This window comes from Paenibacillus sp. BIHB 4019, assembly GCF_002741035.1.
GTDB lineage: Bacteria > Bacillota > Bacilli > Paenibacillales > Paenibacillaceae > Pristimantibacillus.
The window spans coordinates 5,955,343-5,968,344 of record NZ_CP016808.1 but is presented as its reverse complement, the minus strand read 5'-3'; the positions used below and the strand labels follow the sequence as shown (position 1 = coordinate 5,968,344).

The following is a 13,002-nucleotide window of genomic DNA, read 5'->3' as shown; positions in this document are numbered from 1 at the left end:
TTTAATAACCAATTTATAAGGAGTTTAGCATTGGGCTCTAAACTAGGGCTATCTCAAACAAAGAGATTGTTCTTTGTCCAACTCGTAAAAGGAAGTGAGCGCATTTTATGGATCATTTGTTCACCGCTATCATTCAGGGCATTGTCGAAGGCTTGACCGAATTCCTTCCCGTTTCTTCCACGGGGCATTTGATTTTGAGCGGTGCTTTGCTGGGGTTTACCGGAGAGAAGGCGGATACGTTCGAAATTATTATTCAGCTTGGCGCCATTTTAGCTATTGTTGTCATTTATTGGCGGCGAATATTCGATCTTTTCGGGCTTGTTAGACTAAAGCCTGCCGTAGGTGATGCTTCACAAGAGCGCCAGAAAGCTCAAAAGCTGAATCTTATCCATATTGCTCTGGCTTGCTTGCCCGCTATGCTGCTTGGTTTGACGCTGCATTCGCTGATTAAAACGTATTTGTTTTCACCATATACCGTTTTGATTGGACTGGTGCTGGGCGGCGCATTTATGCTGCTGGGGGAGAAGCGGCAAGCAGCAGTAAAGGTGGAAGGAATCGACGAGCTGTCCTATAAGCAGGCTTTCATCATTGGTCTTTACCAATGCTTGGCATTATGGCCCGGCTTTTCCCGCTCAGGGGCAACGATTGCTGGAGGTCTGCTAACAGGTATCAATTACCGGGCAGCTACAAACTTTTCGTTTCTAATTGCCGTCCCGATGATGGTTGCGGCCACCGGCTATGAGCTGTTGAAAAGCTATCAGACGTTGACTGCTGCCGATGCTGCCTTTTTTGCAACAGGTTTTATGACCGCCTTTGTCGTAGCGCTGCTTGCGGTGATGACCTTTTTGAAGCTGCTGGAGAGGTTGAAGCTGGCCCCTTTTGCCTATTACCGCTTTGCACTCGCGTTCGTGTTTCTGATTTACCTGCTGGTTGCAGCTACAAAATAGAATGCAATTTCAATTTTGCATATGGGAGGCAGCACAATGATGACTAACAAAAGCGAACAGGCTGTATCAGCGGAAGGAATGGGAGAGGAAATAGGAGCCGGATTAGGGAGCAAACAAAACAGGCTGCTCCATAATCAATCCCTGCTAAGCAAAGTGCCGGGCATTACAATATTTTTTTGGTTCATTAAAATTATGGCGACCACAGTAGGAGAAACGGCAGCGGATTTTCTAAACTTTAATCTTCATTGGGGACTTGCGGGCACGACAGTTTTGACGGCAGTTGTATTTCTTATTGTATTAGTCGTCCAATTCAAAGCAGCAAAATATGTCCCCAGCGTATATTGGGTGGCTGTTGTGATGATCAGCATTTTAGGTACGCTTGTCACCGATAATTTGACCGACCAGCTTGGGGTTCCGTTGGCAACGACAACAGCGGTATTTTCAATCGCCTTATTAGGCACGTTTCTTATGTGGTACAAAAGCGAGGGTACACTGTCCATTCACTCCATCGTTACAGCTAAGCGTGAAGCTTTTTATTGGCTGGCCATTTTGTTTACTTTTGCGCTGGGAACAGCTGCGGGCGATCTCATTTCGGAAGGCATGCAGCTTGGCTATTTGACTTCAGCACTTATATTCGCAGCCATTATTGGCGCTGTAACGTTTGCCTATTACCGTTTTCAATTCAATGCGGTGTCGGCATTTTGGATCGCCTATATTGTTACGCGGCCATTAGGAGCATCGCTTGGCGATTATTTGTCCCAGTCAACGGATGACGGCGGATTAGGCTTTGGAACGGTAGGAACGAGCGCGATTTTCCTGGTTTGCATCTTGGGCATGATTGCCTATTTAACCCGTTCGAAAAAGGATGTTATAACGGCTAACGAGTAAGGCTTGTTACAAAAATCCATGGAGAAACACTTTGATTATATTGATTTTCTCAGTTATAATTATGTATTGATTATAAGGTGAAAAATCATATTTTCAGCGTGAAGCACAGCGGTGTTTATGCAGACAAGTGTTTCTTCTTTAAGGCGAAAAGCCTATAAATGGATAGGAGTGAACGCCCATATGAACGTCATGGCTCGATTGAAGGAAGAGACTGCTGTGAATCACAAGCAGATCGAGGACAACCGCTTTGCCAAAGCCATTATGAATCAAACTTTAAACGTAACGGACTATTCCCTTTACTTACAGAAGTTTTACGGTTTTATTAAGCCGGTAGAACGCCATATGGCCGCGCTATCAGAAGCGCAAAACGTGCACGAGCTTGGCGAGTTTATTCAAAACCGGGCCAAATCCCCGCTTTTGGAACGCGATTTGCTGGCACTTGGTTTAAGCGAAGAGCAGCTGCAGCAGCTTCCGGAATGCCAGCAGCTTCCTGAACTAGCTACAGTGGCCCAGATGCTTGGTTATATGTATGTCATTGAAGGCTCCACAATGGGTGGGCAAATTATTACGAAGCAGGTTCGCAAATTTCTGCCGCTTACGGAGAACGCAAGCGAAGGCACGGCGTATTTTAATGCTTATGGTACCGAAACGAGAGCGAAATGGGCGGAATTCAGCCAATTTGTAAGCGAATCCGTATTAACGGAAGAAGAGGCTACTCAGGTCGTTGAGACGGCGAAGCAAACGTTTCTGACTCTGGAGGTTTGGTTTAATGTATAACCGAAAGCTAGACAATCCTGCCTTGAACCGCACGTTATTGACAGGAGAAGATTTTGTCACCCAAGACACCATTGACCTGACGAATTGCGATAAGGAACCGATACATATTCCAGGCTATATTCAACCGCATGGCGTGCTGCTGGCAGCTAGAATGGATGCTCCGAACGAGATTGTGCAATGCAGCCGCAATACAAGCGAATTACTGGGCATATGTTCGGAGGGGTTGTTGGGACGCTCCTTGGCAGAGCTGATTGGAGAGCAGTCGGTTAAGGAGATTTTGGAACGTGAACTGGAAGCATCCAACACATCTGACTTAAATTATTTAAATGTTACAATTGAAGTCGGCGGGAAACCGTCCGACTTTTTCTGTGTTGTCCACGAAAGCGAAGGGCTCATTATCGTGGAACTTGAGCCGGTATCGGAAGATCAGGGGCCGGATCATGATGATTTTGGCTGGATCCGCCATTTTTTCGGAAAGCTAAAGCATGCAGAAAACCGGGCGGAAGCGAGCCAGGTAGCTGCTGAGGAAATTCGCAAAATATTGGATTATAATCGGGTCATGGTCTATGAGTTCGATAAGGAATGGAACGGCAAGGTGATCGCCGAGTCCAAGGATGAGGGACTTGAATCTTTTTTCGGCCACCATTATCCCGCATCGGATATTCCCAAGCAGGCGAGGGAGCTGTATTTGCGCAACTGGCTTCGCGTCATCGTAGATGCAGCTTATGATCCGGTAGAAATTGTGCCTGCCGTTCAACCGCTCACGGGCAAATCGCTTAACCTTAGCCTGTCGGTGCTTCGCAGCGTATCGCCCATGCATATTGAATATTTGCAAAACATGGGCGTGGGAGCAACGATGACCATATCGTTGATTCATAATAATCAGCTGTGGGGATTAATTACTTGCCATCATTATTCGCGCAAATATATTTCTCATCGGGTCCGCAATTTGTGTAATTTTCTCGGTTCTTTTTTCTCCAGTGAATTGTTTCAGCGGCAGCAGCTTGACGAATATGAGCGTGAAGCGAGACTGCGGAAATGGGCTTCCCATCTTGCCAATATTTTTGTGGGGGATAATAATCCCATTCGCATTATGGACCAGTTGAAGCAGGAGGAATCGAACCTGCTGAATTTGATGAGCGCAACCGGAGCGGCAGTCTGTTATCAGGAAAAGCTGCTGCTGCTTGGGGACACGCCGGCGGAAGCGCAGGTGGAGAAACTGGCACAATGGCTGGCCGAGCGGTCGATAGATCATGTGTACCAGACTTCAAGTTTAAGTCTGGAGCTTGATTATGCGATAAGCTACAAACATATTGCTTCGGGTGTGCTTTATTTGGCGTTGTCTCCAGGACATGAAAACTTCATTATGTGGTTCCGGCCCGAGCAAGTGCAAGTGGTACACTGGGCTGGCGATCCGGCAAAAGCAGTTATTCAAGGCGATGACGGCATTCGCTTGTCACCGCGTAAATCTTTCGAGAAATGGAGACAGGTCGTAGAATCAACAGCGTTATCCTGGTCGGATCAAGAGCTGCGAATGCTGCCTGAGCTTAAGAGCATCGTCATGAGGCATACGGAGGAGCAGCTTCGTCAAGCCCAATATTTAGCTATGCACAATTCCGCCATTGTCCGCAAAAACGAGCAGCGTTATATTCAGCTCATGGAAGCATCGTCGGTCCCTTTTTTCACCTTAACCAATCGTGCATTTGTTTACGCCAACGGCCAAGCGGCGAGACTGCTCGGAGAAGTCGCTGCGAAAACGCTTATGGGACGCCCGTTTATGTCCTTCGTGCATGGCAGCTCCCAAGCTGAGTTTGAGGCGCAGTTTCAAAATTTGGAACAGGACCCTTTAAACATCACAACGGTTATCGGCCGGATAAACAAGCCGGATGGTCAAATGATCGTTCTTGAGTTCATGCTCGTATCAGTCGTTTATGGAGGCGAGAACTCCATCATGGCCATTGCCCGGGAATATCAAACGGATGCCAATATGGAAAATGTGTATTCCGACATGTTAACGCAGCTGCAATCGCTCACGACAACGGATCCTTTAACCGAGCTGCCTAATCGCCAAGCCTTCTATAAGGAGCTGGCTGACGATGTGAGAGAAGGGGCAGAGCGCGGCTATTCAGTTGCGCTTTTAATGGTTGACATGGATGATCTGCGTATTTATAATGCCCTGCAGGGCTTTAACGTTGGTGACTCCTGTCTTCAGTATATCGCCGATTTGCTTTCGGTTATGGGCAGGCAGGGAGAAGTCGTTGCGGGAAGGCTGGAAGGCGGTACGTTTGTACTCAAGATAGGCAATACGGTGGCTGAGCGGGTTGTAGCGATATCGGAAGAGATCCTTGCGGGTGTGCGTGCGATGCAGCTTCCCATTTCCACTAGTGAAACCGATGGTTTTGTGACGGTCAGCATTGGTGCCAGCATCATCGCGCCAAAGACGGTGAATGACGATTTGAAACTAATTGCCCAAGCTGAAACGGCACTGTACAAAGCGAAGCAAGCCGGGAAAAATCGGGCTGTGCTGGAGGAGTGCTTTTAAGCTGCAATGAAGCATGGAATCTTTCCTTAACGATGGTTGAATCCAAGCATTTGATCTGCGGATCAGATGCTTTTTTATTACTTTAGTATTGCGGTGTGTTATCACATTAATCATGTTATGATGAAACATAAACAAGGAACTTTTTAACTGGGGAATTGGAAATATGAAAAACAAAGCATTATTTGGCATGTTAGGATTTATTCTGCTATTGCTTATTGGCGCTAATGTAGCCTCGCAATTGAAGTGGGACGATCAGCCGGAAGCTAGAAATGGCGTGCTCGACTTAAGTAAATGGGACGGGTTCGGTCAGAAGGTCATTAAGCTGAAGGGGGAGTGGGACTTTTATCCAAAGCAGCTGTGGGGGAGCATGGCAGAAGCGAAGACAGGCCCATTATCCGAACAGGCGCATGTTCCTGGAAATTGGAGCAATATGCTCTTGGATATGTACGATAGTCAAGCTTTCGGATATGGCACCTTTCATCTTCGCATACAATTTGGCGAGCATCAGCCAGAGCTTCAAGCCTTTCAAGTACCGCTTATCCGCAGCGCGCATCGGTTGTTGATCGATGGAGAAGAAATTGGAGCGAGCGGCGCCCTTGATGATGGTTTAAAGCGGTATAAGGGGAAAATTAAGCCGTATATTGCCTATACGCAAATTAGAACGGATAGCATCGACATTTTTGTACAGGTTGCTAATTTCGATCATGCAACAAGTGGGGGTATCATTCAAGCGATACGGATGGGGCCGCCGGATTTAATCGTTCAGGAGCAGCAGCAATTTGCCGCTTTCGAATTTGGCACCATTGCTTTTTTTATCGTGTTTGGCCTTTATTTTGGTGTGCTGCATCTACAGGATCGGGGCAGCGGCTGGATCTATTTATCGTTCTTTTTCTTATGTACGGCGCTGTTGAACTCCGTTCAAGGGACGAGGTGGCTGCTGGCCATCTGGCCGGAAATGCCTTACCGGATGACGGTCACCGTATATTGGCTATGTTCAATCTCCATATTGGTAGGCATGTTCATGTACTTAGCTGTACGACAGGAGCAGCACGTCAACCGCCTGTTCAAGAGAGGTTTGCTCGTCATCTCCTCCGCAATGGCTGCCTGTATACTCGTCATGCCGACGGCTATTTCCACTCGCTTGCTGCCTCTGTGGCTAATGGTATCTTTTATTGTACATACATATATCCTTCTCGTAGTTTTACGAAACTTACGCAGCGGGGACGAGCAAAATCGCTATGAGTTTTGGTCGTTTCTCCTGTTTTCGGCACAGGCCTTGCTTAATTCGCTAGTGCTGTTTGGCTTTGGTGAGTTAACCCTATGGTATTTTGTGCAAATGATCGGGTTTAGCATCGCAATTTCGTATTTGTTTTTGCACCAGTTTTTTCAGGCTTATCGAAAAAATGAGGCGCTTACCTTGGAGCTCCATCGGGTGAATCGGTTTAAGTCTGAATTTATGACGGGTATTTCCGAACAGATGATTACGCCTTTAAATGCCATGATTGGCGTTGCAGAAGCACGCCTGCATGCGGATGAGAGCTTGTCCGCGGAGCAAATTCATGATTTGCGGCTGATTACTTCAGTTGGCTGGACGATGAGAAGGCTGGTAGACGATATGATGGATTTTGCCCGTTTGCTTGAAGCAGGCATTGCGCTTACGGTGCGTCCGATTCATTTGCCATCTGTTGTAGGTGAAGTCATGGAACGCACCCGCTACTTGGTATTTAGCGATTCGATTACATTAATGAATACGATTCCACAGGGCTTGCCGCCAATTGTAGCGGATGAGCAGCGTTTGCAGCAAATATTGACCGGACTTATACAGTCCGCTTTGAGGTTGACCATTGAAGGTACGATTACAACAAAGGCAAGCTTGGTTAGCAATCGGATGGAACTTGAAATCATCATGCAGGGAACGGGCATAACGGACGATACAGCCGCGACTCTTGTGAAAATGCTGCATCTGGAGGACGAAGCGAGCAGACCGCTGCCCTATGACGAGCATCTGGGATTATTCCTTGTCCATGCGCTGGTTAAGCTGCATCAAGGGAGAATCAGCGTCGCCTCTGGCTTGGCCCAGGAGGTTGTCATCGGTCTATCGCTTCCGATTGCTATAGAGATATTGGCAGGAGCCAGCGCTGGCAGCTTTCCTGAATTTCAAGGAAAAAGTGTGGATCTGTCCTCACAGGCACAGGGGCTAGTGAATCAGCCATTCAGAAGTCGCAAGCTAAATCAAAGCCAGGAAACAGAAAGAGCTGAAATTCTGATCGTAAGCGACGATTCATTAAACATCAATGTTTTGGTGAAGCTGCTTGCCATGGATCAATACCGGGTAACCGTTGTTAAAAAAGGCAGAGAAGCGCTTAAACGGCTTCACCATATGCGGGATACGGATCTCGTAATTGTAGAACGCATCTTGCAGGATATGTCGGGGCTTGACGTATGCCGGAATATCCGTGAGCATTTTACCAGCTTTGAGCTTCCCATTCTTCTCATGACGTCCGCTGGCTACTCTGACCATGCGATAGCGGCGAGCCAAGCGGGAGCGAATGATTTTCTGGTGAAGCCTGTTGAGTGGTCAGAGCTTCGAGTGCGGATTTTGACGCTGGTGCAATTGAAGCTCTCGGTCGGCGCGCGTATTCAGATGGAGCTGGCCTTTTTACAGGCGCAAATCAAGCCGCATTTTTTATTTAATACGTTAAATTCAATTGCCGCTTTGAGTAAAAAACAGCCGGAGAAAATGACGGATTTATTGACGGAATTCGGGCATTATTTGCGGGAAAGCTTTCGTTTTGACAGCTCCGAGCCGCTGGTGCCTTTTGAGCGTGAGCTGAAGCTGGTGAAATCATACCTGCATATTGAGAAGGTTCGTTTTGAGGATTGGCTGACGTTTGATATTCAAGTGATGACAGAGCTGTCTTTCTGGATTCCGCCCTTGACGATTCAGCCTTTGGTGGAAAATGCGGTTCGGCATGGCATTATGCGCAGAGCGGATGGCGGGCATCTTGAAATTTGTGTCTGGCAGGAAGGCGGAGACATCCTGATTACGGTGAAGGATAATGGGGTTGGCATGCCAGCAGAGTTGCCGCCCCATGCGGAAGCAGCACCGCTAGCTGGTGGAATTGGCCTGGCCAATATTGACCGCAGGATGAAACAATTATTTGGATACGGATTAACGATTTCCAGCCGTCCGGGCGAAGGCACGGAAATACTCATCCGATTGCCGATGGAGAAGGTAGGTATACATGAAAGTTATACTGGTTGATGATGAACCGCTAGCATTAAGTCATTTGGCCGAGGAGCTTGCGTGCTTTGCAGAGCTTGAAATGATCGGCACCTATCGCAATCCAAGGCTGGCGCTTGCCGACATCGGCAAGCTGGCGCCGGATGCTGTATTTCTGGATATTGAAATGCCGGAGATGAGCGGCATCGCGCTGGCGGAGAAAATTTTACAGCAGCGCCCGCATACGCAAATTGTATTTGTAACCGTCTATGAAGAATATGCGGTTAAGGCATTTGAGCTTAACGCTATAGATTATTTATTGAAGCCCATTCAGCTGAAGCGACTAGCCCAAACAACCGAACGGCTGCTGCAAAGAGCTGGCAGTCAGCTGCCCGCTGCGCCCCGTCAGGACTGGGTCCGGGTACAATGCTTTCGTTCCTTGCAGTTTGAGCGGGCGGCGGGCGGCTCGGCAACGCTGCGCTGGAAGACGTTAAAGGCTCAGGAACTATTCAGCTTGCTGCTGCATTTGCGCGGGAAGCCCATCCGCAAACAGACGCTGGTCGACCAATTATGGTCGGATATTGATTGGAAAAAAGGAATTACGCAATTATATACGGCGATTTATCAAATTCGCAAATTGCTACAGGATGAGCAGTTGAACATTCGCATTGAAAACGTCGATGAAGGCTACAGGCTGGATTTGAACGGCTTCCCGCTTGATGTTGAGGAATGGGAGCAGCAAATGGATACGGCTCCGCCTTTGGCAAGCGAATCGCTGGAGCAGCATAAGCAGCTATCCGCCCAGTATAAAGGCGATTATCTCGCAGAATATGCCTACTTGTGGGCAGAGACCGAGAAGCAGCGGCTCCGGATGAAGTGGCTGTCGCATGCCAAACAAATTGCGAATTATTTTATTGAAAGCCATAATCTCCCAGCGGCTGCCGAACATTATTTAGAAATGCAAAGTGTGCTTCCAACGGAAGAAAGTCTTTATTTTGAGCTGATGCGCATTTATGATTCTCTTGAGGATCGGCGTTCGGTCGAAGCCCAGTATGAGCTATTGCGAAAAATGCTGCTTCAGGAGCTGGATATGGAGCCGCACGACTCCATCCGGTTGTGGTTCGATCGCTGGAGAAGCGTGTGAACAGATGGACTGAGACAGGAAAAGCTCGATAGATCAGGCCACTCTTATTAAAAAAGCAGCGCAATTCTCATCTTTCAAAAATGTTTCAAAATATTGTCGTATAGTAATGAGTAGACTTAATACCTTTTTGTGTAGGATGGGAGAAACACAGATGTTAAAAGAACTCAAAGACATAAAAGATATAAACTATGCTTTATCTGCTTTAGAACAATCCTCGATCGTTTCGATAACGGATGCACAAGGTATTATCCATTTTGCCAATGATTATTTTTGTGAGATTTCAAAATATGCGAGAGATGAAATAATAGGCTCCAGCCATAAGTTCTTAAATGCCGGCTTTCATTCACAAGCGTTTTTTAAAGAGCTGTGGGCGACGATCAGCGATGGGCAAGTGTGGAAGGGAGAAGTGAAAAATCGGGCCAAGGATGGCAGCATATATTGGGTGAATATGACGATTCTGCCGTTCACTGATGATGACGGGATCGTTTATAAATATATGGCGATTGGCAGCGATATCACGACACGCAAACACAATGAGCTGAAATTAATGCAAAACATGGAAAGCTTGCGCGATATTGAAAATGCTTTGGACGAATCCTCAATTGTTGCCATTACAGACAATAAAGGAGTTATTACTTACGTAAATGAGAAGTTTTGTGTCATTTCCAAGTATGAACGCGAAGAATTGATCGGGAAAACGCATCGGGTCATTAATTCGGGTTTTCATCCGAAAGCTTTTTTCAAAGTGATGTGGGAAACGATTAAACAAGGCCATGTATGGAAAGGCGAGGTCAAAAACCGCGCTAAGGACGGCAGTGAATATTGGATGAATACGACGATTGTGCCTTTTCTCGGTGAGGATGGCATTCCTCATCAGTTCATCTCCATTCGTACCGATATTACCGATCGGGTAAAGGCAGAAACTGCGCTTGCCGAACGAACGGAACAGCTTGCCAAAGCGCATGACGAGGCGATTGAAGCGAGCCTGATTAAAAGCCAGTTTTTGGCCAATATGAGCCACGAGCTTCGTACTCCACTGAACGCGATCATCGGCTACAGCGAGATGCTTCAGGAAGAAGCGGAGGAGCTTGGCGAGTCTGTTTTCGTTGAGGACCTCTCTAAAATCAGCAAGGCTGGCAACCATCTGCTGGCGCTCATTAACGATATTTTAGATATTTCTAAAATTGAAGCCGGCAAAATGGAACTGCACCCCGAGACCTGCAGCCTGCCGAGTTTAATGCAGGATGTACTGACTACGATACGTCCGCTTGCGCTTGGGAAAGGCAATAAGCTGCAAATGAATTGCGAGGAAAATGGAGACATTACCGCTGACATTACGAAGCTGCGGCAAATTCTCTTTAATTTGCTGAGCAATGCCAACAAGTTTACGGATTCGGGGTTTATTACCTTTGAGGTGCGGAAGGAAACGCGCAATCAGCGAGAAGGCTACAGCTTTAGCGTTCAGGATACGGGAATAGGCATGACCCCAGATCAACTGAAAAAGCTGTTTCAGCCCTTTACCCAAGCCGATGCTTCTACTACCCGCAAATATGGCGGCACAGGGCTCGGGCTAGCTATAAGCCAGCGGTTTAGCCAAATTATGGGCGGAGATATTCAGGTAGAAAGCAGCTTTGGCGTCGGGACAACGTTTATTTGCTGGCTGCCGAATACGATGGAGGATTCCCCCGTTCATTTGTCTTATCCTACAGCTGAACTACCTGTACATACGGTGGATGAGCATGGACAGACGAGCATTTTGCTAATTGATGACGAGGTGTTCAATCGGGAGCTGATGGAGCGTTACCTAGCGAAAACAGGGTGGACGCTGGCATTTGCGGATAATGGTTCAGAGGGGCTGCGGCTGGCCAAAAAACTGCGGCCAAAAGTTATTTGCTTAGATATTCTTATGCCCAATATGGATGGCTGGAGTGTGCTTAATGCTCTTAAAAATGATGCCGAACTTGCCGATATACCCGTAGTTATCTGGTCGATGACCAGCGACAGACAGCAGGGCTACACGCTGGGCGTTTCCGAGTATTTAACCAAGCCGGTTGAACGGGAACGGATGATCCGGGTGATGGACAAATATATTAAGCAAAGCGACGATCACCAAATTCTCGTCATTGAGGATGATGCGACGACAAGCGAGCTGATGACCAAGCTTTTACAGCGAGAAGGATATGTCGTTGCGCAAGCCCGTAATGGGAGGCTCGCACTAGAGCATATGGCAAGCGTAATGCCTTCCCTTATTTTGCTAGATCTTATGATGCCGGAAATGGATGGTTTTCAATTTATTTCGGAGCTGCGCAAGCACGGGGAATGGAACGAGATTCCGGTTGTCGTTGTGACAGCTAAGTCAATTACACAGGAAGAACGGCAGAAATTAAACAGCTATGCCAAAAATATAATCCAAAAAGAAAAGCTCGAATACCATTCGCTGCTTTCGGAGATTCGCCGATTGATGGCTCTTGCCAAGGATAATAAATCAGAGGCTGCACCGCAAGCGAATCATGAATCAACCTGATAGATAGTTTTAATAGGAGGAATAGCAAGTGAATGACGTTATGAAATTGGTTTCCCAAAGTACGCAGGTGCTTGAAGGGAAGGCGGTTCTATCCGCATTAGAGCAGTCGCTGGCGATGATCGAATTTAATTTGCAAGGAGAGGTGCTGTGGGCAAATGAGCAGTTTGCCAAGGCGATGGGTTATGCAGCACATGAATTGCCAGGGAAAAATCATCGGCAGTTTTGCAGGCCTGAGTTTGCAAATAGCAATGAATATAAGCAGTTTTGGGAGAATTTGCGCAAAGGGAAGGCCTTTCAAGAGAAAATTGTTCGGTTAGCAAAGGACGGATCGAGTATTTGGCTTGAAGCGACCTATATGCCTGTATGTGATGATGAGGGCGTTCCATTTGCCATCGTAAAGGTTGCAACAGATATTTCTGCGCGCGAGAAGGCCGTAGTCAAAATGACCGACGAATTGCAGCAGATGGCGGCGGATTTGCTGGAGCGGACCCAAATAGGCATCAATCGCAGCGAGCAAGTCGCCTCGGTTATCGAGCATGTCGTGAGCGATAATGCCATTCAAATCGATTTTCTGCAAACGCTGGAGCAGCAAACGCAAGCCGTGCGGGGGATTGTCCAGACGATTCGGGATTTTGCGTCACAGACGAATTTGCTTGCCTTGAATGCAGCGATTGAAGCTGCGCACGCAGGGGAGCATGGCCGCGGGTTTAATATTGTAGCGATGGAAGTCAAAAAGCTTGCCCAGCATGTTCAAGGGGCTGCTAGCGAAATCCAAAATTCGCTGGAAGGAATTTCAAAGCAGGTGGACAAGGTTAGCGGTAGCTCAAAAAGCTCCAGAGAAGCGATTATAAGCAGCAAGCATGAAATCCAGCAGGCTGTTGGGGACTTTACAGGAATTAGCGAGGCGGCAGGCAAGCTGGAAGAGCAGGCTAAAGTGCTCAATCAAATGGTGTAATG

The 13,002-nt window shown here is 47.4% G+C and carries 8 protein-coding genes; all 8 read left to right on the top strand.

Annotation, left to right across the window (positions count from 1 at the left end; all coding sequences use genetic code 11):
* Positions 1-107 precede the first annotated feature (107 nt).
* The 8 genes from bacA (at position 108) to BBD42_RS32700 (ending at position 13,000) form a co-directional block, all read left to right on the top strand.
* Positions 108-947 carry an undecaprenyl-diphosphate phosphatase gene (gene bacA / locus BBD42_RS25780; protein ID WP_099520494.1) on the top strand — a complete coding sequence of 280 codons (840 nt, stop codon included), beginning with the start codon at positions 108-110 and terminating at the stop codon, positions 945-947.
* A gap of 36 nt (positions 948-983) precedes the next feature.
* Positions 984-1,835: a COG4705 family protein gene (locus BBD42_RS25775; RefSeq protein ID WP_237163234.1), complete on the top strand. Its 852-nt coding sequence runs from the start codon at positions 984-986 to the stop codon at positions 1,833-1,835.
* Positions 1,836-2,015: 180 nt separating this feature from the next.
* The gene (locus BBD42_RS25770) at positions 2,016-2,612 is read left to right on the top strand and encodes a biliverdin-producing heme oxygenase (RefSeq protein ID WP_099520493.1); all 597 of its coding nucleotides are present in this window, start codon (positions 2,016-2,018) and stop codon (positions 2,610-2,612) included.
* Positions 2,605-5,154 carry a diguanylate cyclase domain-containing protein gene (locus BBD42_RS25765; protein ID WP_099520492.1) on the top strand — a complete coding sequence of 850 codons (2,550 nt, stop codon included), beginning with the start codon at positions 2,605-2,607 and terminating at the stop codon, positions 5,152-5,154. The genes BBD42_RS25770 and BBD42_RS25765 overlap by 8 nt, the downstream gene beginning before the upstream one ends.
* 163 nt (positions 5,155-5,317) lie before the next feature.
* Positions 5,318-8,419, top strand: coding sequence for a hybrid sensor histidine kinase/response regulator (locus BBD42_RS25760; RefSeq protein WP_099520491.1), 3,102 nt, complete (start codon positions 5,318-5,320; stop codon positions 8,417-8,419).
* Complete coding sequence (locus BBD42_RS25755) at positions 8,400-9,521, top strand: response regulator (protein WP_099520490.1); 1,122 nt, start codon at positions 8,400-8,402, stop codon at positions 9,519-9,521. The genes BBD42_RS25760 and BBD42_RS25755 overlap by 20 nt, the downstream gene beginning before the upstream one ends.
* Positions 9,522-9,672: 151 nt before the next feature.
* Positions 9,673-12,045: a hybrid sensor histidine kinase/response regulator gene (locus BBD42_RS25750; protein ID WP_172455632.1), complete on the top strand. Its 2,373-nt coding sequence runs from the start codon at positions 9,673-9,675 to the stop codon at positions 12,043-12,045.
* 28 nt (positions 12,046-12,073) lie between these two features.
* A complete protein-coding gene (locus tag BBD42_RS32700; RefSeq protein WP_269467256.1) occupies positions 12,074-13,000 on the top strand; it encodes a methyl-accepting chemotaxis protein in 927 nt (308 codons plus the stop codon).
* Positions 13,001-13,002: the final 2 nt, after the last annotated feature.

Coding starts and splice junctions, on each gene's coding strand:
- BBD42_RS25750 (WP_172455632.1), top strand. CDS start 9,673: ATGTTAAAAGAACTCAAAGACATAAAAGATATAAACTATGCTTTATCT.
- bacA (WP_099520494.1), top strand. CDS start 108: ATGGATCATTTGTTCACCGCTATCATTCAGGGCATTGTCGAAGGCTTG.
- BBD42_RS25760 (WP_099520491.1), top strand. CDS start 5,318: ATGAAAAACAAAGCATTATTTGGCATGTTAGGATTTATTCTGCTATTG.
- BBD42_RS25775 (WP_237163234.1), top strand. CDS start 984: ATGATGACTAACAAAAGCGAACAGGCTGTATCAGCGGAAGGAATGGGA.
- BBD42_RS25765 (WP_099520492.1), top strand. CDS start 2,605: ATGTATAACCGAAAGCTAGACAATCCTGCCTTGAACCGCACGTTATTG.
- BBD42_RS25770 (WP_099520493.1), top strand. CDS start 2,016: ATGAACGTCATGGCTCGATTGAAGGAAGAGACTGCTGTGAATCACAAG.
- BBD42_RS25755 (WP_099520490.1), top strand. CDS start 8,400: ATGAAAGTTATACTGGTTGATGATGAACCGCTAGCATTAAGTCATTTG.